Consider the following 25,946-nt stretch of genomic DNA (forward strand, 5'->3'; position numbering starts at 1 on the left):
GTGAATTCCGCACGAAGGCGGCCACGTCTTGCCGAGACGCACAGGACTCAATGACACATCGACCCTCCAACACCACTCTCTCCGCCGGCGTTCGGCCGGTCCGACAGCCGGCGGATCTGGAATCCGTCCTGGCCGAAGGGGAGAACGTTCTGGCTCGGCTGGAGGTTGACCTCGACGAGCAACTTACCTTCGGACACGGGCAAATTGCACTGACTTCGCGCCGCCTGCTGGCCCGCCAGCCGGGCGAGGACTGGCAAAGTTGGCCCTTGCACCTCGGCCTGAGCCTGCAGCACCAGGACCATGCCGGCGTCGGCCGCCTGGAGCTGCACGACAGCCAGGCGCGCCTGGCCTGCTGGCGCTACACGCTGCGCCACCATGCCGAAGCGCTGCAGCTGATCGACCGCTTCGAGGCCCAGCTGGCCGGCCTGGCCTGCGGCACCCCACCCGACGAGGCGACGCAGGATGCCTGCTGCCCCAGCTGCAAGGCCCCCCTGGAGCCCGACGAGGACGAGTGCAGCGTGTGCCACCGCGAGACGCAGCCGCCGCCGTCGACCTGGACGCTGCTCAGGCTGTGGCGTTTCGCACGCCCCTACCGGGGCCAGCTGGCCGCCGGCTTCGCACTGACGCTCGGCTCCACCGGCGCCACGCTGGTGCCGCCCTACCTGACGATGCCGCTGATCGACAAGGTGCTGATCCCCTACCAGAACGGCCAGCCCATCGACACGCCGCGGGTGCTCATGTACCTGGGCGGGCTGCTGGCAGCGGCGCTGCTGGCCTGGTCGCTCGGCTGGGCGCGCACCTACATCCTGGCGCTGGTGAGCGAGCGCATCGGCTCGGACCTGCGCACCACCACGTATGAGCACCTGCTCAAGCTCTCGCTGGAGTACTTCGGCGGCAAGCGCACCGGCGACCTGATGGCGCGCATCGGCAGCGAGACCGACCGCATCTGCGTCTTCCTGTCGCTGCACCTGCTCGACTTCGCCACCGACGTGCTGATGATCGTCATGACGGCGGCCATCCTGTTCTCGATCAATCCCTGGCTGGCCCTGGCCACGCTGCTGCCGCTGCCCTTCATCGCCTGGCTGATCCATGTGGTGCGCGACAAGCTGCGCACCGGCTTCGAGAAGATCGACCGCGTCTGGTCGGAGGTCACCAACGTGCTGGCCGACACCATCCCCGGCATCCGCGTGGTCAAGGCCTTCGCGCAGGAGCAGCGCGAAGCCACCCGATTCCGCGAGGCCAACCGGCACAACCTGGCGGTCAATGACCGGCTCAACAAGGTCTGGTCGCTGTTCTCGCCCACCGTGTCGTTTCTCACGGAAGTGGGCCTGCTGGTGGTCTGGGGCTTCGGCATCTGGCTGGTCTCGCGCGGGCAGATCACGGTGGGCGTGCTGACGGCCTTCCTGGCCTACATCAGCCGCTTCTACACCCGCCTGGACTCGATGAGCCGCATCGTCTCGGTGACGCAGAAGGCGGCCGCCGGCGCCAAGCGCATCTTCGACATCCTAGACCATGTCTCGAGCGTGCCGGAACCGCTGCGCCCGGTGGAGCCGGGCAGCCTGAGCGGGCGCATCGAGATCCGCGAGGTCGGCTTCCGCTACGGCAGCCGCCACGTCATCCGCGGGCTGGACCTCAACATCGCGCCGGGCGAGATGATCGGCCTGGTGGGCCACAGCGGCTCCGGCAAGAGCACGCTGGTGAACCTGATCTGCCGCTTCTACGACGTTAGCGAGGGCTCGATCCGGGTCGACGGCGTCGACCTGCGCTCGATGCCGGTGGCCAGCTATCGCCGCCACATCGGCCTGGTGCTGCAGGAGCCCTTCCTGTTCTTCGGCACCATTGCCGAGAACATCGCCTATGGCAAGCCCGGCGCCACGCGCGAGGAGATCGTGGCGGCGGCCCGCGCGGCCCATGCGCACGAGTTCATCCTGCGCCTGCCGCTCGGCTACGACTCGCTGGTGGGCGAGCGTGGCCAGGGCCTGTCGGGCGGCGAACGCCAGCGCATCTCGATCGCGCGCGCGCTGCTGATCGACCCGGCCATCCTGATCCTCGACGAGGCCACCTCGGCGGTGGACACCGAGACGGAAAAGGAGATCCAGGCGGCACTCGACAACCTGGTGCGCGGCCGCACCACCATTGCCATCGCCCACCGGCTCAGCACGCTGCGCCAGGCCGACCGCCTGGTGGTGATGGACCGCGGCCAGATCGTCGAAGTGGGTCCGCACGACGCCCTGATGGCGCACCGTGGCGCCTACTGGCGCCTGCATGAAGCGCAGGCCGCCAGCGCGGCCGAAGTGGCCGCCGGCCCCGCGCCCGACACCCGCGACGCCGCATGAGGAGCTCCGCCATGACCGACCGTTTCGACTTCATGCTCAGCCGCAATGCCTTCGGCCGCCTGGTCTACACCGCTGCCGACGGCACCGCCTGCGAGGGCGTGACGCCGGTGCGTGCCTTTCCGGTGGCAGCGCCCGAGCACGGCATCTCGCTGGTCGGTGGCGACGGCCGCGAACTGGCCTGGATCGACACCCTGGACGCACTGCCGGCCGAGATGCAGGCGCTGCTGCGCGAGGAGCTGGCCGCGCGCGAGTTCTTCCCCGAGATCCGGCGGCTGCAGACGGTCTCGGGCTTCACCACGCCCAGCACCTGGGAGGTCGAGACCGACCGGGGTGCCACCCGGCTGGTGCTCAAGGGTGAGGAAGACATCCGCCGCCTCGGCCAGGGCGCGGTGATGATCACCGACAGCCACGGCCTGCAGTTCCTCATCCGCGATCTCAGCGCGCTGGACAAGCACAGCCGACGCCTGCTCGACCGCTTCCTGACCTGAGCGGCCGCCCCCCTCGGCGGCGCCTGCCACTTCCTGATCCCCCTGCTTGGGGGCGTTGACACGTCCTGTGACCACTTCTATTCTGCCCCGCGCAGAAGCGGTGCAGTCACGGGAGTCCGTGCCGCATCGCCACCACAACAAGAACGACGGTTCAGGCGGCGCATCCGCGCTTCGAGAGGGAGTCATGGGCAGTTTTGTGGCCGCGGCGGTGGCTTATCCCACCGCGATCTATTCGACGCTGCTCGGGGTCGTGCTGGTGTACTGGCTGCTGGCCATCGTCGGGCTGGTGGACATCGAAGCCGACGGCCTGAACGTCGAGGTCGGCCATCCCGTCGACGGCGAGCTGCCCGAGCTGGGCGCGGCAGCGAGCTTCATGGCCGCCCTGGGCCTGGCCGGGGTACCGATGTCGCTGAGCGCCAGCCTGCTGGTGCTGTTCGGCTGGATGTTCTCCTGCCTGGCCGGCATGTGGCTGCTGCCGCTGGTGCCGGCTGGCGGGTTGCAGCTGCTGGCCGGCAGCGGCGTCTTGCTCGGCAGCGCACTGCTGGCGCTGCCGCCGGCGTGGCTGTCGATCCGGCCGCTGCGCAGCCTGTTCACCACGCCCGAGGCGGCCCGCCATGTGTCCCTCGTCGGCACGCTGTGCACCGTGCGCACCCTGGCGGTCGACGATCGACACGGCCAGGCCGAGGTCGAGACCGGCGGCGCGGTGGCCCTCATCAATGTGCGGGCCGGCGTGCCCAACTCCCTGACGCGCGGCTCGGTCGCCCGCATCCTGCACTACGACGTGCGGCTCGACCGCTACGACATCCGCCCCGAAATCCAGCTGCGCAAGAGCTGAGACCCGAGCGCTGCGCTTGCCTCCCCCTTCCCTGCCCCACCCTAGTCCCGAGAGGAACCCATGGAGCCGATTCTCTTCGCCATCGGCGCACTGGCCATTGTCGTGTTTGGCCTGTTCGCAATGTTCACCAAGTTCTATCGCAAGGTCGAGCAGGGTTATGCGCTGATCATCAACAAGACCGCCGACAAGACGGTGGTCACCTTCAGCGGCGGACTGGTGCTGCCGGTGATCCACCGTGCCGAGCTGATGGACATCTCGCTGAAGACCATCGAGATCACCCGCATGGGCAACGAAGGCCTGATCTGCAAGGACAACATCCGGGCAGACATCAAGGTGAAGTTCTTCGTCAAGGTCAACAACCTGGAAGCCGACGTGCTGAAGGTCGCCCAGGGCATCGGCTGCGACCGGGCCTCCAACCAGGAGACGCTGGAGGAGCTGTTCTCGGCCAAGTTCTCCGAGGCCTTGAAGACCGCGGGCAAGCGGCTGGATTTCGTCGACCTCTACGAGGAGCGCGACAAGTTCCGCGAGGCCATCATCAAGGAGATCAGCTCCAACAACCTGTCGGGCTATTCGCTGGAAGACACCGCGATCGACTACATCGAGCAGACGCCGGTGCACAAGCTCGACAGCCACAACATCCTCGATGCCCAGGGCATCAAGAAGATCACCGAGCTGACCGCCTCCGAGCATGTGCGCACCAACGAGCTGCGCCGCAACGAGGAAATGCAGATCAAGAAGAAGGACGTCGAGACCCAGGAGGCGCTGCTGGAGCTGGAGCGCCAGCAGGCCGACGCGCAGGCCCGCCAGGCCCGCGACATCGCCTCGGTGCGGGCCCGCGAGGAAGCCGAGACGCTGAAGATCCAGGCCGAGGAGAAGACCAAGGCCGAGCTGGCGCGCCTGCAGGCCGAGCAGGCAGTGGCGGTGCAGCAGGAGAACGTGCAGCGCGAGAAGGAAGTGGCCGAGCACAACCGCCGCCGCGCCGTCGCCATCGAGGAGGAGAAGGTCACCCGGGCGCGCGAGCTGGAGGTGGTCGACCGCGAGAAGGAAGTGACGCTGCAGCGCATCGAGAAGGAAAAGGCGGTGGAGGTGCAGAAGAAGGCCATCTCCGACGTGATCCGCGAGCGCATCGTGGTCGAGCGCACGGTGGCCGAGCAGGAAGAGGCGATCAAGGAGCTGCGCGTGATGGCCGAGGCCGACCGCACCAAGAAGTCGACCATCGTGCTGGCCGAGGCCCAGGCCGAGGAGAAGCTGCTGACCGAGGTGAAGGCTGCCGAGGCCCAGGAACGCCGCGCCCGGCACAAGGCAGCCGAGGAGCTGACCCTGGCCGAGGCCAAGTTGAAGGTGGCCGAGAAGGACGCCGAAGCGAAGAAGCGGGAGGCCGAAGGCACCGAGGCGGTCACCGCCGCACCGGGCCTGGCCGCCGCCAAGGTGATGCTGGTCACCGCCGACGCCAAGGAGAAGCAGGGCTTGGTCGATGCCAAGCTGCAGCTGGCTGCGGCCGACGCGCTGCGCAGCCGCATCGTTGCGGAGGCCGCCGGCAACGAGGCCAAGGGCCTGGCCGACGCCAAGGTGCAGCTGGCCGCCGCCGATGCGCTGCGCGCCCGCCTGGAGGCCGAAGCCGAGGGCAGCGAGAAGAAGGGCCTGGCGGAAGCCCAGGTCATCGCCGCACGGGCCCAGGCGGAGGCCGACGGCCTGCGTGCCAAGCTCGATGCCGAAGCCGCCGGCAAGGAAAAGCTGGGCCTGGCCGAGGTGCAGGTGCGCTCGGCCGATGCCGAGGCCACCACCAAGGCCGGCCTGGCCGAGGCCAAGACGGTGGAGGCGCGCTTCCAGGCCGAGGCGAATGGCCTGCGCGAGAAGTTCGATGCGATGAAGGCGATGAGCGAGGACACCCGCGCGCACGAGGAATTCCGCATGCGCCTGGAGAAGAACCACATCGAGACGCTCAAGGGCCTGGAGGCGCAGGCGGCCATTGCGCGCGACCAGGCGCAGGTGCTGGGCACCGCGCTGGGCAACGCGAAGATCGACATCGTCGGCGGCGAGGGCGACTACTTCGACCGTTTCGTCAACGCGCTGTCGATCGGCAAGGGCATCGATGCGACGCTGGGCAAGAGCCAGGCGCTGCAGGCCGTGTTCAAGGACCACCTGGCCGGCGAGCGCGACATCGTGGCCGACGTGAGCAGCGTGGTGGGCGCACTCGGCCAGTCGTCCGACGAGCTGCAGAAGCTCAGCCTGGCCGGCCTGATGAGCCGCGTGATGCGCGACGGCGACGACAGCCAGAAGGCCGCGCTGCGCACGCTGATCAACGGCTTCGGCAAGTCGCTGCCGCTGGGCCTGGCCGACGCCAAGGCACCGCCGCAGTGAGCCTGCGCGCCCCTGGCGGCCGCCCGTGCGGCCCCTTCCACGGCCGCACGGCACGGCGCGCCACCGCGGTGCCCTGCCGGGCCCGGCGCCCCGGCCGGACCGGCCCCGATGACGGGCCGGCGCCGCTGCGCGCCGGCCGGTGAAAGCCGCAACCATGCAAGCCACCGCACAAGAAGCCCCCGGCGCCGGGACGCAGACCGACAGCCTCGTCGCCGAGAGCGGCAGCTACGGCCTGCTGAAGAAGCGCCTGGCCACCCAGGGCGACAGCCTGCTGGCCAAGACGCAGGCGCTGAACGAGGCGCGCCTGGCCGAGTTCGGCCGCTCGGAACAGGCGCTGATCCTGCGCACGCGGGCGCGCACCGAGAACAACTGCGTCGCCCGCGACATCGTGCGCATCGGCGATCTGCTGCTGTTCGGCTACAACGTCTTCATCGGCCTGCGCAAGGAAACCGCGGTCGGCGACGTCTTCGCGCTCTACCGCCTGGCCGCGCACGACGGCGCCGACGAGCTGGAGACGGTGCCGCTGGCTGGCAGCTTCCTCGAAGACCCGCGCTTCACCACCGACTTCCGCGAGCTGTACGCCTACTACAAGCAGGCCACGCTGATGCAGCTGCGCGTGACGCAGGACCGGCTGCTGGCGTGCTTCCGCATCGGTGCGCAGCTGGGCGACATCCGGGTGTTCCGCTGGAGCATCGCGCGCGACGGCAGCGTGCAGTACATCGACAACCGCGGCGAGCGCGACATCGCCCTGCCGCCCAGCCACGACTTCGAATGGGTGCCGACCCGGCGCGAGGACCATGTGGGCGGCAAGCACCCGCATGTGAACATCCTCGACACGGTGTTCGTCGAGACGGTGGGCGGCGACCTGACGGTCAAGATCGAGAACAACACCGAGACCGGCCTCGGCATCTACAGCGAGCCGGTGGAGGACAAGCACCAGTCGCTCACCGATGCCGAGATCGCCTATGCCCGGCTGGGGCTGCTGATCCTGCTGCGGGTCAAGCCCTACCGGGAGCAGGCGGTGCGCTACCTGGTCTACAACACGCGCACCCAGCAGGTGGAGCGCATCGATGCCATCGGCGGCTCCTGCGTGCAGCTGCCGGAGGACCAGGGCATCATCTTCCCCGGCGGCTACTACCTGCAGTCGGGCGAACACAAGCGCTTCGAGCTGCCGGGCGAGATCGTGCCGGCCCTTCGCTTCAAGCGCAGCCTGCGCTCGCCCAACGGCGAGGACATGCTCTATGTCTTCTACCAGCCGGCGTCGGGCCACTATGCGCTGTTCACCTACAACCTGATCAACAAGACGCTGGCCACGCCCCTGCTGGCCAACGGCTATGCCCGCTTTGCCGACGGCCGCTTCCTGCTGTTCCAGGTGGACCGCGGCGAGCCGACCCGCGTGCACCCGATGCAGCTGTGGCAGACCGCCTTCCCGAGCGAGGAGCACGCCAGTGCGCAGCCGCGCGGCAGCGGCTTCTTCGGCCGCATCGGCAATGCCGAGCTGGTGCGTGGCGTCTCCGACTTGGTCGGCATCGCCCGCGCAGTGCGCGAGCAGGTGCCGACCAAGGCAGCGTACGAAGACCTGATCCGCCAGTGCACCCGGGTGGCCGACGCCTACTTCTGGCTCGACGAACCGGAAGCCGGCCGGCTCGCCGACGAGCTGCGCCAGATCGCCGACGGCGCCCGCAGCACGCTGGCGGAGTTCGAGAAGGTCGAGGGCATTCGCCGCGAAACCGCGCGGGCCCTGGCGCAGGCCGAGCAGGAGCAGCGCGTGCTGGCCACCGACATCGCCAGCACGCTGTGGCGCCGTCCGGAGGACTTCGTGCAGGCGCTCAACCGCCTGCGCGAGCGGCGCGGCCACCTGCAGGCCCTGAAGGAGCTGCGCTATGCCGAGCTGCCCCGCATCGAGGCGATGGATGCCGAGCTGCAGGCCGAGCAGCAGCGCGTGGGCGAACGCGCGCTGCAGTTCCTGGCCGCCGACAACGCCTTCGACAGCCATCGCCGCTCGCTCGACGGCCTGGCCCAGGAGTCGGCCCAGGCCAGCACCTCGCCGGCGCTCGCCCGCGTGCTCGACGCACTGGATGAACAGGCCGCCGGTCTCGACCTGCTGACCGAGCAGCTCGGCAGCCTGCCCGGCGGCGACGCGGTGCTGCGCACCACCATCCTGGACCGCATCTCGCTGATCTATGCCGAGATCAACCGCATGCGGGCGGAGCTGCGGCAGCGCCGCAAGTCGCTCGGCGCGAGCGAGGCGGCGGCGGAGTTCGGCGCGCAGTTCAAGCTGTTCGGCCAGGCGGTGGAAAACGCACTGGAGTTCGCCGACGCGCCCGAGAAGTGCGACGAGGCGCTGACCCGCCTGCTGGCCCAGCTGGAAGAGCTGGAAGGCCGCTTCGCCGAGCAGGACGGCTTCCTGGCCGACATCGTTGCCAAGCGCGAGGCCGTCTACGAGGCCTTCTCGGCCCGCCGGCAAGCACTGGTCGAGGCGCGCCAGCGGCGTGCCCAGGGCCTGCTGGAGGCCGGCGGCCGCATCCTCGACGGTGTGCCGCGGCGCGTCGCGCAGATGAAGGAGCTGGCCGAGGTGCACGGCTACTTCGCGGCCGACCCGCTGCTGGCGAAGCTGCGCAAGCTGGTCGACGACCTGCGTGCGCTGGGCGCCGCGGTGGCCGCCGACGACCTCGACACGCGGCTGAAGACCGCCCGTGACCAGGCCCTGCGCGCGGTGCGCGACCAGCGCGAGCTGGTGGCCGATGATGGCCAGACGCTGCGCTTCGGCCGCCATGCCTTCACCGTCAACCGCCAGCCGCTGGACCTGACCCTGCTGCCGCGCGAAGGCGGCCTGGCCTACCACCTGACCGGCACCGACTACCTGGCGCCGGTGGACGACCCGCGGCTGGCGGCGCTGCAGCCCTACTGGCAGCAGGCACTGGTGTCGGAAACCGAAGCCCTCTCGCGGGCCGAATACCTGGCCGGCTGCCTGCTGCAGCAGGCGCAGGAAGGCCGCGGCGAGCCGGCGTGGGCCGAGCTGATGCGCCTGGTCACCGAGGGGCCCGATGGCCACGCCGCCTTGCTGGAGCAGGTGCGCCGCTTTGCCGCGCCGCGCTACCAGGAGGGCTACCAGAAAGGCGTGCACGACGAGGACGCGGTGCGCCTGCTCGCCGCCCTGGCCGCCATGCAGGACGAAGCCGGCCTGCTCGCCTGGGGCCCGGCCGAGCGGGCGCTGGCGCTGCTGTACTGGCATTTCGGCCGCTTCGTGGCCGAGCGCGATGCGTTGTTGCGCCGCGCCCGGGCAGCCATGCAGATGCTGGCCCTGTTCGGCAGCCGCGACGGGCTCGAGCAGCTCGAAGGCGAAGCCGCGCGGGCCCTGGGCGGCTTCGCCCGCGAGTTCCTGCCGGCTGCCGCCGGACGTGCCGACGACGAGGCGCTGGCGCTGCGCTGCAGCGAAGCCGCCGCCTACCTGGTGCGCCAGCTGGCCGGCGAGCGCGGCACCGAGGCCTGGGTGGTGTCCGGCGCCGGCGACGACCTGGCCCAGGCCCTGGTGCGCGAGCTGACGCGCAGCGGCCGCTGGGCCGCCTTGCAGCAGGACCTGCAAGCCGCCCCGCCGCCGGAGCGCTGGCGCCTGGCGCGCGACTGGGTGGCCGCCTATGCCGCCGCGCAGTCGCCCGCCGCGCTCGCCTGGGTCGACGACGCGGCCACGCTGCTGCTGGTGCCGTCGGGCCGCCAGCGTGTCAACACCACGCTGGACCGCCAGGTGGACGGCCTGCTGGGCGAGCACCCGCGTGTCAGCGGCGGCCGCTGCCAGCTCAACCTCAACGACTTCCGGCGGCGTTTCCTGCAGCACAGCCGCCAGGTGGTGCCGGCCTTCCAGGCCTTGCAGGCGCTGCGCCTGGAGCTGCTGCAGGCCGAGAAGGCGCGACTGAAGCTGGGCCAGTTCCAGGCCCGGCCGCTGTCGAGCTTCGTGCGCAACCGGTTGATCGACGAGGTCTACCTCCCCATCGTCGGCGAGAACCTGGCCAAGCAGATCGGCGCCACCGGCGAGGGCAAGCGCACCGACCGCATGGGCCTGCTGCTGCTGATCTCGCCGCCCGGCTATGGCAAGACCACCCTGATGGAGTACGTGGCCGACCGGCTGGGCCTGATCTTCGTGCGCATCAACGGCCCCGCGCTGGGCCACGAGGTGACGGCGCTCGACCCCGCCACCGCGCCCAACAGCGCCGCCCGGCAGGAGCTGGAGAAGCTCAACCTCGGGCTGGCGATGGGCAACAACGTGATGCTGTACGTGGATGACATCCAGCACACCAGCCCGGAGTTCCTGCAGAAGTTCATTGCGCTGGCCGATGGCACCCGCCGCATCGAAGGCGTCTGGAACGGCGAGACGCGCAGCTGGGACCTGCGCGGCAAGCGCTTCGCCGTGGTGATGGCCGGCAACCCGTACACCGAGTCGGGCGAGGTCTTCAGGATCCCCGACATGCTGGCCAACCGGGCCGACATCTACAACCTCGGCGACGTGCTGTCGGGCCGCGAGGCGATGTTCGCGCTCTCCTACATCGAGAACAGCCTGACCGCCAACCCGGCCCTGCTGCCGCTGGCCTCGCGCGATCCCAAGGACGTGCAGCTGCTGGTGCGCCTGGCGCAGGGCGAAGAGGTGCCGGGGAGCGCCTTCTCGCATGCCTACGGCGCGGCCGAGCTGGAGGAGCTGAAGGCCTTGATGCAGCGGCTGTTCCGCGCCCGCGACCTGCTGCTGAAGGTCAACCTGGCCTACATCGAGTCGGCCGCCCAGCAGGACGCCTACCGCAGCGAGCCGCCCTTCAAGCTGCAGGGCAGCTACCGCAACATGAGCAAGCTGGCGGCACGCATCACGCCGCTGATGCATGACGACGAACTCGATGCGCTGCTGCGCGACCACTACCGCGGCGAGGCCCAGACGCTCACCACCGGTGCCGAGGAGAACCTGCTGCGGCTGGCCCAGCTGCTGGGCTCGCCGAGCGAGGCCGAGCAGCGTCGCTGGGAGGCCATCTGCGAGGCCTTCGCCAAGCGCCGCAAGCTGGGCGGGGCCGAGGGCGACGGCAGCACCCGCATCGCGGCCAGCCTGCTCGACGTGGCCGAGGCGGTCGGACGGCTGCAGCCCGCGCCCGCTGCCGAGCCCGAGCTGGGCCGGCTGGCGCAGATGGTGCTGGACATGGCCGCCACCCAGCACCGGGTGCTGGTCTCGCTGATCCGCACCACCCAGCCCCGGCTCTCTCCGGAGCATGCGGTGTGGGACGAGATGAAGCGGGTGGCGGACCAGCTCGACGGGCTGGGCGCCGTCCGCCAGCGCGACGGCGCGCCCCCTGCGGGGCAGGAGGGCTGAGATGCAGCCGCCCCCCCTTGCCACCGAGCCGCCCGACCTGCCGGCGCTGCTGGCCGGGCTGGAGTCCAGCCTCGCCGATGCGCGCCTGAGCGACGACGAGAAGCGCTCGCTGACTCAGGCCCTGCGCGAGGCCTCGCCACCGGAGGAGGGCTTGCGCCAGCTGCGCAACCGCGCCTTCGAGCTGGTGCGCCAGCGCAGCCCCGATGACGGGCAACAGGGCCTGCTGAAGTGGCTCGACGGCGTGGTGCGCGCCATCGACGTCGCCCGCGCACCGGCCGGCAGCCTGCGCAGCGAGGCGTTCTTCAGCCCCGGCGAGGACTGCCTCAATGCCATCCTCGGCCAGCTGCGCGGCGCGCGGCGCAGCATCGACATCTGCGTCTTCACGCTGTCGGACGACCGCATCGCCGAGGAGGTGCTGGCGGCCCACCGCCGCGGCGTCGTGGTGCGCCTGGCCACCGACAACGAGAAGGAGCACGACCGCGGCAGCGACATCGCCCGCCTGCGTGCCGCCGGCATCGCGGTGGCGGTGGACCGCAGCCCCGCGCACATGCACCACAAGTACGCGCTGTTCGACGACCAATGGCTGCTCAACGGCAGCTACAACTGGACCCGCAGCGCCTGCACCGAGAACGAAGAGAACCTGGTGCTCTGCAACGACCCCGCGCTGCTGCGCCACTTCTCGGCGCACTTCGCCCGGCTGTGGCGGCAGCTGGCCGCCGACCGCCCCGGACACAAGGACCGCGCCCGATGAGACGACCCGAGTACGACTGGAAGCTGCCCAAGGAGATCAACGATCGCCTTGGCACCGAGAGCTATGGCGCGCAACGCGCCCTGTGCGAGGCGGGCCACCTGCTGCTGGTGCTGCACGAGGCGCCCACCCGCGGCGGCAACCAGCGCGAGCATGCCGTCTTCCTGCGCAAGCCCGACGGCAAGTGGCTCTACCAGGGCCAGCGCGAGGGCGAGCCGGCGCTGCGCGGACTGCTGGATGGCTACCAGGGCGTGCTGGCCGACCTGGAGGGCCGCTGCGCCAAGGCCGACACGGCCGATGCCCTGCTGCAGGTGCTGGAGCGGCTGATCCCGCTGTCGCGGGCGGCGGCCAACCTGAAGGACGCGCTGCAATCGGCCCGCGAGCAGGTGCGCGAGGACCGGCTGGTGCTGGCACTGCGCGACCAGGCGGTGGAAGTGGCACGCGGCCTGGAGCTGCTGCTGGCCGACGCCCGGCTGTCGCTCGACTACCGGCTGGCGCGCAGCGCCGAAGACCAGGCACAGGCCGCGCTGCAGTTCAGCCGCGCGCAGCACAAGCTGAACATCGTCGCGGCCCTCACCTTCCCGCTGATGGCGCTGGCCGCGGTCTTCGGCATGAACCTCAGGAGCGGGCTGGAAGGCCTGCCCGGCCATGCCTTCTGGGGTGTCTTTGTCGCCGGCCTGTGGCTGGGTGTGATGGTCAAGGGCTGGATCGGCCGCCAGGAAGCGCCCGCGCCGCCTTCGGGCAACGGCCAGAAGAAGCCGGCCCGCCCGCGGCGCTAAGGCGCCTCACCCGCGGCCGGGCCGGCGCAGCAGCGCGGCGCCGGTTGCATTGGAAAGAACGATGGACACCACCACAACAACGAAACCCTTGATGCCGCCCACCTGGAAGCCGGCTGCCGTGGGCGCCCTGCTCTACGCCGGCATGGCGAGCATGGCCGCCCATTGGGGCCTGGCCGCCTGGCAGCCATGCACTGTCAGCTTCGAGGGCGGCTGCGGGCAGGCACGCGCCGTGGCCGGCCTGCTGTCCTGGCTGGCAGCGCTGCTGGCGGTGGCGCTGGGCGGCCGGCTGCAGGCCTGGAGCTGCAGTGCCGGCATGCCGCGGTTGCTGCAGCGGCTGCTGTGGCTGCCGGTGCTGCTGCCCTTTGCGTATGTGGTGGTGCTGGGGGTGGTCCTGTTCGCCCCGGACCTGCTGCGTTCCTACTGAGCGCTGGAATCGTCGCCGGCCGATCCGGCGCCAAGAATCGGGGAGACCGGAATGGGCCATCGCTGCTTTCTCTACCTGCAGGCCGGCATGGCGGGCGAGGCCGCCACCGCGCTGGCCGAAGCGGCCGGTGGCGTGCCGGGTCTGTGGCAGGTGCTGCTGGCCGCCCCGCAATGCGAGCCTGCCCACGACGCCCTGCCGCACCGCCTGCACGCCGACCTGCCGAGGGTGCAGAGCAACGCCCGGCAGGGGCTGGCGCGGCTGGAGCGGTTTGCCGGCTTCGCCGCCCGGCACCCGGCCTGCCGCGAGGTGCCGGCGCTGCCCCGCTACCTCGAAGCCACGGCCGCCTGGCTGCGCGATGCCATCGAGGCTTGCGAGCGGCACGCCGGCGGCCGCGCGGTGGCGGTGCTCAGCGCCGACCTGGCTGCCATCGCCCGCATGGATGGCGACGACCTCGCGCCGGCCGACCGCATCGCCCGCCTGCAGCAGGAATTTGCCGCGCGCTGGCAGCAGCTGGAAGCGGCCGGCCATGCCGGCGCGCTGCACCGCTTCGACGGCTTGCTGGGCTTCGACCTCGACCGGCTGAGCTGCAGCGACTGGGCTGCCTGGTGCCGGCTGTTCGGCCTGGCCGGCTTGCGCCACCCCTACTTCCACGCGGCACAGCAGCGGCCCCAGCCGCTGCGCTACACCGACTTCCAGGCGGCAGCCACCGCGCAGCCCCAGCCGGCCGCCCCTGCGTCGGCGGTCGACCTCGATCGCCTGGCCGAGGCCTGGCGGGCCGGTGACGCGCAGGCCGCACTGGCCCTGTCGCGCGGGCTGCGCAGCTCGCCGGCCGATGCGGCCACCGCCCGCTTGTGGGCCGCTCGCGCCGCCGGTGCCACCGGTGCCACCGGTGCCGACGGTGCCGACGGTGCCGACGGTGCCGACGGTGCCGACGGTGCCGACGGGCCGCCGGGCCCGCCCGAGGCGCTGCCCGCCGCGATGTGCCTGTATGCCGAAGACCTGCTGCACGGCCGCGGCGGCCCGCCCGACCCGGTGGCCGCGCGCGAATGGGCCGAGCGTGCCCTGGCCGCGGGCGACACCGGCCCGCGGCTGTGCCTGCTGCTCGGCGGCCTCCTGCTCGAAGAGACGGCCGGCATCACCGAACCGGGCCGCGCGCTCGGCCTGTTGCGCCACGCCGCCGAGCAGCTGCCCGCCGGCGATGCCGGCCGCACGGCCGCCGAGCGCCAGGTGGGCGAGCTGCTGCTGCAGGCCGGCGGCGCCGAGGCCCTGCGACAGGCGCGCGACTGGCTGGAGCGCGCGGCGCAGGCCGGCGACCGGCAGGCCATGCAGGCGCTGCGCCGCCGGGTCTACGGACCGCCAGGCAGTCCCTGCCACGATGCCGACCGCAGCAGCTACTGGCGCGCCCAGGTGGCGCAGCGGGACCGACACCAACGGCAGGGACGGCCACCGGCCGGCGCCTTCGAAGGCTGGCGGGTGGTGTGGCTGCCGCTGGCCTGCCTGCTGTGGGTCATCGTGCTGCTGGCGCGCAGCATGCGCCGGCTGAGGCGCCGTCTCGGCGCCGTGTTCCGCTGATGGGCCGCGACCTGCCCGCTCGCGGCCTGGCGGCCGGCCGGCAGCGGGCGCTGCGGGTGCTGTGCCTCTCGGCGGCCTTGCTGGCGGCCCTGCCCGGCCCGGCGGCGGCACGCCCGCAGACCGTGCTGTGGGTGTGGGACCGGCCGCAGCGCCTGGCGGACTATCCGGCCGGCGTCGGCCTGGCCTACCTGCATGCCACCGTGCGGCTGAGCGGGCCGGTGGCCGAAGTGCGCTTGCGGCAATGGCCGCTGAAGCCGCCGCCGGATGCCTTCCTGATGCCGGTGGTGCATGTCAGCTTCGACAACCTGCAGCCCGCGCCGCTGGACGACGCGCAGCAGGCCCGCATCGAAGCCGCCCTGCGCCACGCCGCCCGCCACAGCCGCTCCGGCTGGGTGCAACTCGACCTGGAAGCCCGGTTCAGCCAGCGCGCAGCCTATGCCCGCCTGCTGCAGCGCCTGCAGCCGCTGCGCCATGCCGCGACACCGCAGCGGCCGGCAGTGCGCCTGTCCATCACTGCCCTGGCTTCCTGGTGCATGGACGATGCGTGGCTGCCCGCCGGGCTGGTGGACGAAGTGGTGCCGATGTATTTCCGCCTCGGCCCCGACGGCCCGGCCATCCGCGAGCGGCTGCAGCGCGACCGGCAGGCACCGGTGCCCGCCTGCCAGTCCGCCGCCGGCTTCATGCAGGGCGAGCCGGTGGTGGCCCTGCAAGGCCTGCAGCGCCGCTACTTCTTTCACCCCGCCGCCTGGACGGCCGCCGATGTCGCGGCGCTGCCGCCGGCCGGCCTGCCCACAGCAGCGCCCACCCCGCCATGATGAGACGATCCCTCCACCTGCCACGCCGCGCCGCGGCCGTCGCCCTGGCCCTCCTCGCCACCTGGATGGGCGGTCCGGCGGCCGCCAGTGGCGGCGGCCTGCCGGAAGACCTGTATTTCCTCAGCCAGCGCCCCGACCTGCCGACACGCGAGTTCATCACCGGGCCCGGCAGCTTCCAGCCGGAGCACCGGGCGCCCTACCAGGTGGTGTGGTGGTGGCACCTGACCGGCGTACCGATTCCCGACACGGCGGTCGCCCCCCTGGCCGCGGTGCTCGACGGCATCGATCGTGACCGCTGGCCCGGCGAGAACGAATCGGCCCGCCAGGCCTGGCAGGAGGCCCGCAGCCGGGCGCTGGCCCAGCTGGGCCAGGCGCCGCCCGCCGGCGACGACGGCAGCGGCCTGCCACCCTGGAATGCCGCCACGTTCAGCTCGGCCGACGGCTGCTATGCCGACGCCTTCCGCAACGCCATCACAACGCTGGCCGACCGCCAGGCGCGGCATCCGCAGGCCCGCGGCGCCCTGCTGCGCTGGCTGCAGGGCCAGGACCGGGTCTTCAGCCGCTGCGGGGGCGGGCCGGCGGAGCCCGACAGCCTGCCCGACGCCGGCAGCGACGCGCCGGCCTGGCTGCAGCACGACCTCGCCTGGCAGGAGGCGGCCGGCCAGTTCTACGGCGGCGAGCTGGAGGCGGCGGCCACCGCCTACGCCGCCATTGCCGAGGAAGCCGCCAGTCCCTGGCGCCACCTGGCCGGCTACATGCAGCTGCGGGTGCTGGCCCGGCAGCATCCCGGCCCGGACGCAAGCGACCCGGACGGCTCGCCGGCCGAGGCGGAGGCCGAGGCCCGGCAGGCCGCGCTGAGCGAAGAAGTGACGGCACTGAGCGACTCCTTGCTGCGCCGCGCGCCACTGGCGCCGCTGCGCAGCTCCATCGTGCGCCTGCGCGAGGCCCTGCTGATCCGCCACCTGCCACTGCATGAGCGCTTGTTGCGGCTGGTCGATGGCCTGCGTGCGCCCCGCGACGGCGACACCGCGGCCGCCCGGCTGCTGCTGCTCAACCAGACGCTGCGCGACTGCAGCCTCGTCCGCTGCCGCCAGCCCCTGGCCGGCCGGGAGCCGGAGATGCTGCGCTGGCTGTACACCGTGCGCGGCCGGCCCGGGCAGGAAGGCGATGCGCTGGCGCCTGACTGGCAGGCCCGCGAGAGCTGGGCCGGCTACCAGCGCACCGGCGCACTGCCCTGGCTGTTTGCCGCGGCGCGCTTCCTGCCGCCGGCCGACCGGCGGCAGGCCCGGCTGTCGGCCGCGCTCGCGCGGCTGCCGCAGCGGCATGCGGGGCACTTCGCGGCACGGCTGCTGCGCGCCGGCACGCTGCACCATGCCGGCCGGCACGCGGAGGTGCGCCAGCTGCTCGAGCCACTGCTGGATGCCGCGCCGGCCCGCCACGGCGCCTCCGACCACAACCTGCTGGCCGCCCTGCTGCTGCCCAGCGCGCGCAGCGAGGCCGAGTGGCTGCGCTGGGCGCTGCGCACGCCGGCCGGCCGGCGCGACCCGGAAAGCGGCGAGATCCGCCCGGCCGACGCGGCCGCCGCCGGGCTCGACCATGACGCCACGCTGGCCCTCAACACCCGCGGCAGCCTGGCCCTGCTGCTGCGGCTGGGCCGCGAGCCACGCCTGAACCCGGCCCTGCAGCTCGAGCTGCTGGAAGCCGCCTGGACCCGGGCGGTGCTGGCCGGCGAGCCAGCCCGCGCCCGCGAAGCCGGCGCGGCCTTGCTGCAGCACTATGCACAGCTGCCGGCCAAGGCCGCCAGCGTCGGCTGGCTGCGGCAGGCCGAGGCCCTGTCCGACAGCGACAGCGCCGGCTGGCAGCGCCTGCTGCTGGGCCGCCTGGCCGATGCGGCCGACGTTGCGCACCCGCCGCACCTGCGCGGCCCGGCCGACTGGGCAATCGCCCTGCCACTGCCGCCGGCGGACGGGCACGCCGAGCCGCCGCGCGCCGCCGGGCCTTCCTCCTATGGCAAGTGGTGCGACCCCTTCGGCCGGACCGGTGGCACGCTGCCTGCGAACCGGCAGGCAGCCCAGCCGTTCGGCTTCCTCGACGCCGCGGAACAGCAACAGCAGCAGCAGGAAGCGCAGCGCCTGCTGCAAGTGCCGCAGGACTCGATCTGGATGACCCAGGCGGCGCTGGCGCTGATGGAGCGCGCGCCCCGCGATCCGCTGGTGCCGCAGGCGCTGTCGGTGGCGGTGCGCCTGGCGCGGCACAGCTGCATGGGCCAGGGCAGCGGCGCCTGGTCGCGCCGCGGGCTGCAGGCACTGCACAAGCATTACCCCGGCAGCCCGTGGGCGGCCCGCACCCGCTACTGGTATGGGCAGTGAGCCGGCCCGCGCCGCGTACTGCGGCCGCAGCGCCCCGCCCTTGAGGGGGAGGATGGCCGGTCCGGCGCCATGCGCCGCCACGCCGATAATCGCCGCAAGGCACAAGACCAAGGGTGAGGCATGAAGTTTGTCAGCGCATTGATCGGCGCCTACCTGGGATGGAGCATCGGCGACATCTTCGGCGCGCTTGCCGGCCTGGTGCTCGGGCCCGCGCTGTGGACGCTGTTCGGCAAGGCCGCCCTGGGAGCGAACGAGCCGGCCCGCCCGGCGCCGCCAGCCACCGGGGCGGCAGCCGGCCCGGCGGCCGGCGCGGCGCCACTGGAAGCACGGGTCCAGGCGCTCGAGCAGGAAGTGGCGCGCCTGCGCAGCCGCCTGCAACGGCTGGAGCAGGCCGAGCCGGCCATGCCGGAGGCCTCGGCCCCTGTGGCGCCGCCAGCGGTGCCAGACACGGCTGCGGACGCAGGCACGCCCCGGCCAGCACCGGCCGAGCCCCGCCCGGTGGTGTTGCCGCCGGCGGTGGTGCAGGCCGCCACGCCGGCCGTCCTGGCGAAGGCGGCGCTGCCGGCCTCCCCCGAGCCGCAGGCCGACGCCTGGCAGCCAGCCCTGCCGGAGGTGGTGGTGGCTTCCAGCGCAGCGCTCGACGGGCCGGCCGTCGAACCCGGCCCGCAGCTTCCGCCCCAACCGGTGGATGCGCTCGGCGCGCCGGCCCCCGAGCCGGCCCCGCCGCGCGCCGCCAGGCCGCCTGCGCCGCCCCCCGTGCCGCTGCGTGACCGCCTGCCGCCGGTGGTGAGCCGGCTGATCTTCGGTGGCAACACCATCGTCAAGGCCGGCGTGCTGATCCTCTTCCTCGGCCTGGCTTTCCTGCTGCGCTATGCGGCCGAGCGGGTCACCGTACCGCTGGAGCTGCGCTACGCCGGCGTGGGCGCTGTCGGCGCCTTCCTGCTGGGCCTGGGCTGGCGACTGCGTGAGCGGGCCGACAAGGCCGGCGGCCAGGGCTATGGCCTGATCCTGCAGGGTGCCGGCATCGGCGTGTTCTACCTGACGGCACTGGCCGCGCTGAAGCTGCATGCCGGCCACCCCCTGCTGAGCGCCGGCATGGCCTTCGGCTTCATGGCCGGCGTGGCGGTGCTGGGGGCGGTGCTGGCCGTCAAGCAGGACGCGCCCTGGCTGGCGCTGGTGTCCATCGCCGAAGGCTTCGCGGCCCCGGTGCTGATCTCGGATGGCAGCGGCAACCACATCGCGCTGTTCAGCTACCTGGCCATCCTCGACATCGGCATCTTCCTCGTCGCCTGGCACAAGGCCTGGCGCCCGCTGCACCTGGTGGGCCTGTTCGGCACGCTGACGCTGGCCAGCGGCTGGGCCCACAGCCGCTACACCGACGCGCTCTATCCGAGCACGCAGGCCTTCCTGCTGCTGTTCTTCCTGTTGTTCACCGCCATGGGGGTGCTGTTCGCCCGGCGCGCGCTGGCCAGCGACACCGGCAGCCCGGCGGGCCGGGACGCCGACCGGCCCTTGTCCGCGCGCGCCTCCCAGGCGCTGGCCCAGGTGGGACGGGTCGACAGCACGCTGGTCTTCGGCGTGCCGCTGGCCACCTTCGGCCTGCAGTACACGCTGGTCGAGGCGCTGCCCTGGGGCCCGGCCTGGGCGGCCTTCGGCTACTCGCTGTTCTACCTGCTGCTGGGCGGCGGGCTGCTGCGCGGCGGCCATCCGCGCTACGGCTTGCTGGGCGAAGCCTATGTGATCGTCAGCGTGATCTTCGGCACCCTGGCCGTCCCGCTCGCGCTGGAAGGCGCCTGGACCGGCGCCACCTGGGCGGTGGAGGCCGCCGGCATGTACTGGCTGGGTGCCCGGCAGCACCGGCCGTATGCACGCGCCTTCGGCCTGCTGGTGCTGCTTGGCGGGCTGGTGCGCCTGGCCAGCTCGCTCAGCCTGGACCTGACGCCGGGCACCCCCCTCATCGACGGCTCGGTGCTCGGCGTGGTGCTGTTCGGCGCCAGCGCGCTCGCCATCTACCGGGTCTGGCTGCGCATTCCGGCGCAGCACAGCCCGGCCTGGGAAAGCGCCAACGTGCTGGCCCTGCCCTGGCTGGTGACGGCGCCGCTCGCCCTGCTGGGCTGGATGCTGCTGCCACCGCCGTGGGCCAGCGTCACCACCGCCTGGCTGGCGCTGGCCTGCGCGGCCAGCCGCGAACGCCTGGGCATCTCGGTGCTGGGCGCCTGCTCGGCGGTGCTGCACGTGCTGGCCTTGGCCGGCCTGGTCTCGACCCTGCACGTCGCCGGCGACGGCGCGATGCTCGCCAGCGGCTGGCAAGGCCTGGCGGCCGCGGTGCTGATCGCCGCCGCGCTGCTGCTGCAGACCGGCCTGGGCCTGCGCCGCCAGCTGCGCGTGATGGACGCGGCCGCCGCCGTGCCCGCCTGGTCGCTGCCCGGCAGCCTGGGCCTGCTTGCCGGCCTGGCGGTGCTGGCCGGCAGCTTGCTGTTCGTGATGCCGGCCGACCGCGCCGCCCTGCTCTGGCCGGTGCTCGGCCTGGCCGCACTGTTCCTTGCGCTGCGGCTGGCCCATCCGGCCCTGGCGCTGGCCGGGCTGGGGCTGCAGCTGGCCGCCGGCGTCGCCCTGCTGCTGTTCGGGGCGCCACTGTGGGGCGACGGGCCCGGCGTCACCCTGTGGGGCCCGCTGATCCTCACCGCGGCCGGCCTGCTGGCCGGTGACTGGCTGCACCGCCGCTGGCGGCGGCCCAGCGCGTGGCGCAACACGCCTGCGCTGCATTGGGCCGTGGTGCTGTGGAGCCTGGCCTGGTGGGCCCAGGTGCTGCCGCCCGAAGGCTGGCGCCAGCTGCTGGCGCGCGATGCGCTGCAGTTCGGCGCCGCCGCGCTGGCGGCCTGGGTGCTGCTGACCTCCGTCGGCATGGCGGCGCTGGCCGGCTGGCGCCGCTGGCAGGTGCTCGGCCGCGCCACCGCCGGCACGCTGCCGGCCTGGGTGGGCTGCGCCTTGCTGGGCCCAGCCGTGGCGGGCCTGGCACCCTCGGCCCACCTGGGTTGGGCGGTGTGGCCGCTGGCGCTGGCCTGGCACCTGCTGCTGCTGCGCCGGCAAACGGCCTGGTGGCGCCCGCAGCAACTGGGCCTGCTGCATGTGCTCGGCTTCTGGCTCTTCCTGCTGCTCGCCGCGCGTGAATGCCAGCTGGCGATGGCCGGCCTGGGTGAGCCGGGCTCGGCCTGGCCCACGCTGGGCTGGATGCTGGTGCCGGCGCTCCTGCTCGGTGCATTGACCCGCCCGGCCCTGCTGCAGCGCTGGCCGCTGACCGAGCAGCGCGACACCTACCTGCTGGCAGCCTGCGCGCCGCTGGCGCTCTACCTGGCGGGCTGGCTCTGGGTCGGCAACCTGCAGCCGGGCAATGCAGCGCCGCTGCCCTATGTGCCGCTGCTCAACCCGCTGGAGCTGGGCCAGGGCCTGGTGCTGCTTGCGCTGCTGCTGTGGCAGCGGGCCCTGCCGGCGCACTGGCGGCAGCGGCTGCCGCGCCGGCCCCTGCTCGGCGGCCTGGGCGCGACGGCCTTCGCGCTCTACACCTTCGCGGTGCTGCGCGCCTGCCACCACTGGGCCGGCGTGGCCTGGAGCGGCGATGCGCTGTACGACTCCACGCTGACGCAGGCGGCGCTGTCGGTGGCCTGGTCGGTGCTCGGCGTGCTGCTGATGCTGGCGGGCCACCGGCAGGTGCGCCGCGGTGTCTGGGTGCTCGGTGCGGCGCTGCTGGGCGTGGTGGTGCTCAAGCTCTTCCTGGTGGAGCTGGCCGATCGCGGCAGCCTCTACCGCATCGTGTCCTTCATCGTGGTAGGTGTGCTGCTGCTGGTGGTGGGCTATTTCGCACCGGTGCCGCCACGCCGGCGCAGCGAGGAGGTGCCGGCGTGAACCCGACCCGCAGCGATTTCCCGTCCGCCAGCGCCGCTGGCCCGCGCAGCCGCCGGCACACCGCGGTGACCGGCCGCGACGGGCGGCAGGCCCCGCCCGGTGCCCCGCCGGCCCGGCCCGCCACTGGCCACCGGATTCTGCCGCGTGTGATGGCCAAGGCGATGGCGGGCCTGGCCGCGGCCGCCGGCCCGGCCCTGGCCGCCCCCGGCAGCGCCGAGCTGGCCCTGCAGGGCAGCGGCCCCTACCACACGGTGCACCTGCCGATGGCCTTGCACACGCGGGCCGCTTCGTCGGACTTCGGCTCGCTGCGCGTGCTCAATGCCCGCGGCGAGGCGCTGCCTTTCGCCTGGCGCGAGCTGCCGCCGCCGGCGGCCGAGGAAAGCCGTCGCACGGTGCCCTTCTTCAAGCAGCCCGGTGTGACGCGCCAGCCCGCCCGGCCGCCTGCCTGGGTGCTCGACACCCGGCAGCTGCGTGGTTCGCTGCAGGCCCTGGAGCTGCGCCTGCCCGAGGGCAGGCACGGGGCCTACACGCTGGCGCTGGACAGCAGCACCGACCTGCAGCACTGGCAGTCGGTGCTGCCGCGCCTGCAGGTGCTGTGGCTCGAACACCAGGGGTTGCGCCTGGAGCAGGCCAGCCTGCCGCTCGGCGGCGTGCCACCCGGCTACCTGCGGCTCAGCCCGATCGAAGGCAGTGAATTGCCGCCGCTGGCCGCCGCCGAGGTCACCGCGCTGTCCAGCGTGGAGCAGGCGCCCGCCCTGCAGTGGAGCGAACCCATTGCCCCCAGCGGCTGCGGCCCTCGGCACTGCGACTACCCGCTGCCGGCCCAGCTGCCGCTGGCGCAGCTGCAGGTGGTGGCCCATGAGCCGAATGCGCTGGCCGAGGTGCAGCTGCTCGGCCAGGAAGCGGCCGCGCCGGCCGCCGGCCCGCCCCACGGGCTGCGCGAGCGCCTGCGTGCGCTGCGCCACAAGCAGCGGCCCCCCGCGCCACCCGGCTGGCTGCCGCTGGCCAGCACCAGCGTCTACTGGCTGCGCCTGCCGGAAGGCGAATTCCGCTCGCCCGCCCTGCCTTTCGACGCCGGCGTCTGGCCGCAGCTGCGGCTGCAGACCGAGGGGCCCATCACCCAGCTCGGCCAGCGGCCGCCGAGCCTGAAGGTCGCTGCCGAGACCCGCTCGCTGGTGTTCCTGGCACGCGGGCCGGCCCCCTACCGGCTGGCCTGGGGCGGCGACGAGCGCCAGGCCGGCGCACCAGTCGCGCTGCAGCAGCTGCTGCCGCTGCGCCGCCCGGGCGAGCCGCTGCCGGCCGACACGGCCAGCCTGTCGCTGCCGGCGGCGGCGGCGCCTGCCGTCGCCTCCGCGTCCTCGCCCGCCCCCGTGCCGGCGCGCCCTGCCGTGGCGCCGGGGCTCTGGGCCGTGCTGGCCGGCGGCCTGGCGCTGATGGGCTGGATGGCCTGGTCGCTCCTGCGCAAGCGTCCCCCGGCCGAGTGAGGCGCAGCGAAGCGGTGGGGCGTTCGGGGCCGCCATCGCGCACCGGCACCGGGCCATCGGCCCGCGCCGGTTGACAATGCGACCCGAACACTCAGGAGGACAAGCATGGGCTACGACTACAGCTCGGAAAGCCAGCGGCTGGAGCTACCCAATCCCTACCGGCTGCAGAACCTGTGGCTCTGGCTGTGCGCGGCGCTGCTGGCCGGCGGCGGCCTGCTGTGCCTGTGGTGGAGCCGCGAGGCCCTGCAGGCGCAGAGCCTGCGGCTGGTGCTGGCGCCGCTGCTGGCCGGCCTGGCGCTGGTGGCCGGCGGGCTGTTCGCGGCCGGCACCGCGGCCCGGCGGCTGCGCTTCTTCTTCGGCCGCGGCCGGCCGGCTTCGCTGGCGCCCGAGCTGGCGCCGGGCACCACCGGGGGCTCACCCCGTGCGGGCTACTACAAGGACATGCTGCGCCAGGGCGGCCTCACCTACCCCGAGCCGCAGGGTGCGCTGGACGGCCTGCTCTACCACGCGGTGCCGCGGCTGATCACCGCACCGCATGCGGTGCAGACGCTGGCGCAGCGCCACTTCTTCAACCTGGCGGCCATGCTGGCCACCGCGCTGAGCTTCGCCGTCTCGTGGTGGCTGCTGGGCACCGAGGCCTCGCGGCCCTGGGTGGGCATCCTCTATTTCCTCTTCGGCGCCTTCTTCCTGCTCAAGCCGGTGCTGAGCGACCAGCAGGCCCGCCTGACGATGGCGTCGGTGGTCGGCCTGGTGGCCGCCGCCCTGCTGGCCCCGGTGCTGATCGGCCTGGTCGGCGCGCGGCTGCCATCGCTCGGCAGCTTCTCGCTCAGCGGCCAGACCGCAGTGATGCTGGGCACCGGCCTGCTGGCGGTGACGCTGGTCGCGCTCGCCGTGCTGGCCCAGGTCGGCGAGCTGCCGAGCACGCAAGCCAGTGGTGAACAGCTCAAGCTGTCGATGAATGCGCCGCCCCACCTGCTGCTCGACGAACTCGACCGCAAGCTGCAGCAGGAGTGGACCGAGCGCATCCCCAACCGCCGCTATGCCCGGCTGGAACCCTCCATCGACCCCGGCCGCAACGCCGGCCCCTTCGCCGGCGAGCTGCTCGAGGAAACCCAGCCGATGCCGCAGGGCGGCACGGTGGCGCCCACGCTCGCTTCGGCGCTGGCCCACCGGGCGCACCGCTGGCTGGTGGCGCTGGACCTGTATGCCACGCTGCTGGTGGCGATCGCGGTCGGCTTCCTGCTCTACTTCGTGCGGGCCTTCGACGTCACCGCCGCCTGGCAGGACAACCGCCTGTCGATGGCCGGCACCTCGACCTTGCTGCTGCTGGTGGCGCTGTTCTGCTTCAAGGCCTCGCAGGCCTTGTGGGGTCGCTTCAACTTCGAGTCGGTGCTGGTCTGGGTGGAACTGGCCGGCACCTGGCAACGCTCGCGGGTGGGCACTGGCAACCAGCTCAGCAGCCGGCTGCACACCGACAGCGAGATCGTGCGCACCGAGGCGATGACCTTGCGCGTCTGGCGCGCCCGCATCGAATCGGTGGTGTTCGGCAAGGACGGCGAACGCCAGGTCACCGCCATGTTCTCCACCGCGATGGAGGCGCGCGACCTGGCCGCCCACCTGGCCGCCTTCGGGCGCAGCCAGAGCGTGCTGGTGGCGCCCGGCAGCGAGGAAGACCAGGCCCGCATCGCGCAGCTGGGCCAGGGCGAGCGCGCCCTCGCCACCGGCCCGGGGGCGGCGCAGCTGCACCACGACATCCGGGCCGCCGCCGCACTGACCCAGGCCGGCACGGCGGCCGGCGAGGCGGCGCCGCCGCCCGCCTCGCCGGCGGCGCCCCGCTACTGCGCCGAATGCGGCGAAGCCCTGACCCCGGCCGCCCGCTTCTGTGCCGCCTGCGGCGCCGCCGTCACGCCCCGATGAAAGCCGCCCGATCCGGCCGGCCGACCGGCGGCTTCACGCTGATCGAGCTGGTGATGGTGTTGGCCGTCATCGCCATCCTGGCGCTCATGGCCGTGCCCAGCTATCGCGACAAGATGGTGCGCGAGCAGGTGGTCGAAGGCACGCGGCTGGCCGACGTGGCCAAGGCGCCGATCGCCGCCGCCTGGGGCGCCGGCGACGACTTGCCGGCCGACAACGCCGAGGCGGGTCTGCCGGCGCCCGAGCGCATCGTTGGCAACCTGGTCAGCGCCGTCACGGTGGAGGATGGCGCCATCCACGTCACCTTCGGCCAACAAGCCAGCAGCGCCCTCCGCGGCAAGACCTTGAGCCTGCGGGCTGGCGTGATGGAAGACGAGCGGCGTGTGCCGGTGGCCTGGGTCTGCGGCAAGGCGGCCCCGCCCGGCGCCATGCAGGCGCGCGGTCGCGACCGCACCGACCTGCCGGCCGCCTTCCTGCCGGCCAATTGCCGGGCGTCGACTCCCTGACGGCTGCGCCGCCCGCCCCTCCGGGGGCCGACACGGGCACCGGGCTTGCTCCGGTGGACAGCCTCCAA

Annotated in this window: 15 protein-coding genes; all 15 read left to right on the plus strand. The window is 72.9% G+C overall.

The window, feature by feature from the left end; all coding sequences use genetic code 11:
* Positions 1-50 precede the first annotated feature (50 nt).
* The 15 genes from N7L95_RS06645 (at position 51) to N7L95_RS06715 (ending at position 25,878) form a co-directional block, all read left to right on the plus strand.
* The gene (locus N7L95_RS06645; RefSeq protein WP_301259033.1) at positions 51-2,336 is read left to right on the plus strand and encodes a cyanophycin metabolism-associated ABC transporter; all 2,286 of its coding nucleotides are present in this window, start codon (positions 51-53) and stop codon (positions 2,334-2,336) included.
* Positions 2,337-2,347: 11 nt separating this feature from the next.
* Positions 2,348-2,824 (plus strand): cyanophycin metabolism-associated DUF1854 family protein, encoded by a 477-nt coding sequence (locus N7L95_RS06650; protein WP_301259034.1) that lies wholly within the window; start codon positions 2,348-2,350, stop codon positions 2,822-2,824.
* A 184-nt stretch (positions 2,825-3,008) separates the two neighbouring features.
* Entirely contained in the window at positions 3,009-3,659 is a 651-nt protein-coding gene (locus tag N7L95_RS06655) for a ubiquinone biosynthesis protein (RefSeq protein ID WP_301259035.1), read from the plus strand.
* A gap of 60 nt (positions 3,660-3,719) precedes the next feature.
* On the plus strand, positions 3,720-6,020 hold the full coding sequence (locus N7L95_RS06660; RefSeq protein WP_301259036.1) for a hypothetical protein: 2,301 nt from the start codon (positions 3,720-3,722) through the stop codon (positions 6,018-6,020).
* A gap of 154 nt (positions 6,021-6,174) precedes the next feature.
* Positions 6,175-11,364 carry a DNA repair ATPase gene (locus tag N7L95_RS06665; RefSeq protein WP_301259037.1) on the plus strand — a complete coding sequence of 1,730 codons (5,190 nt, stop codon included), beginning with the start codon at positions 6,175-6,177 and terminating at the stop codon, positions 11,362-11,364.
* Position 11,365: 1 nt separating this feature from the next.
* The gene (locus N7L95_RS06670; RefSeq protein ID WP_301259038.1) at positions 11,366-12,115 is read left to right on the plus strand and encodes a phospholipase D-like domain-containing protein; all 750 of its coding nucleotides are present in this window, start codon (positions 11,366-11,368) and stop codon (positions 12,113-12,115) included.
* Positions 12,112-12,891, plus strand: coding sequence for a magnesium transporter CorA family protein (locus N7L95_RS06675; protein ID WP_301259039.1), 780 nt, complete (start codon positions 12,112-12,114; stop codon positions 12,889-12,891). The genes N7L95_RS06670 and N7L95_RS06675 overlap by 4 nt, the downstream gene beginning before the upstream one ends.
* 61 nt (positions 12,892-12,952) lie before the next feature.
* On the plus strand, positions 12,953-13,315 hold the full coding sequence (locus N7L95_RS06680; RefSeq protein WP_301259040.1) for a hypothetical protein: 363 nt from the start codon (positions 12,953-12,955) through the stop codon (positions 13,313-13,315).
* 51 nt (positions 13,316-13,366) lie between these two features.
* Entirely contained in the window at positions 13,367-14,887 is a 1,521-nt protein-coding gene (locus N7L95_RS06685) for an SEL1-like repeat protein (protein WP_301259041.1), read from the plus strand.
* On the plus strand, positions 14,887-15,702 hold the full coding sequence (locus N7L95_RS06690; RefSeq protein ID WP_301259042.1) for a hypothetical protein: 816 nt from the start codon (positions 14,887-14,889) through the stop codon (positions 15,700-15,702). Before N7L95_RS06685 ends, N7L95_RS06690 begins: the two co-directional genes overlap by 1 nt.
* Positions 15,699-18,071 (plus strand): hypothetical protein, encoded by a 2,373-nt coding sequence (locus N7L95_RS06695; protein WP_301259043.1) that lies wholly within the window; start codon positions 15,699-15,701, stop codon positions 18,069-18,071. The genes N7L95_RS06690 and N7L95_RS06695 overlap by 4 nt, the downstream gene beginning before the upstream one ends.
* A gap of 120 nt (positions 18,072-18,191) precedes the next feature.
* Positions 18,192-21,974 carry a DUF2339 domain-containing protein gene (locus N7L95_RS06700; protein ID WP_301259044.1) on the plus strand — a complete coding sequence of 1,261 codons (3,783 nt, stop codon included), beginning with the start codon at positions 18,192-18,194 and terminating at the stop codon, positions 21,972-21,974.
* A complete protein-coding gene (locus tag N7L95_RS06705) occupies positions 21,971-23,458 on the plus strand; it encodes a DUF3999 family protein (RefSeq protein ID WP_301259045.1) in 1,488 nt (495 codons plus the stop codon). The genes N7L95_RS06700 and N7L95_RS06705 overlap by 4 nt, the downstream gene beginning before the upstream one ends.
* Before the next feature lie 105 nt (positions 23,459-23,563).
* The gene (locus N7L95_RS06710; protein WP_301259046.1) at positions 23,564-25,375 is read left to right on the plus strand and encodes a zinc ribbon domain-containing protein; all 1,812 of its coding nucleotides are present in this window, start codon (positions 23,564-23,566) and stop codon (positions 25,373-25,375) included.
* On the plus strand, positions 25,372-25,878 hold the full coding sequence (locus tag N7L95_RS06715; protein WP_301259047.1) for a pilin: 507 nt from the start codon (positions 25,372-25,374) through the stop codon (positions 25,876-25,878). The genes N7L95_RS06710 and N7L95_RS06715 overlap by 4 nt, the downstream gene beginning before the upstream one ends.
* Positions 25,879-25,946 lie beyond the last annotated feature (68 nt).

Origin of the sequence: Eleftheria terrae (genome assembly GCF_030419005.1) — a bacterium.
Taxonomy (GTDB): domain Bacteria; phylum Pseudomonadota; class Gammaproteobacteria; order Burkholderiales; family Burkholderiaceae_C; genus Caldimonas; species Caldimonas terrae.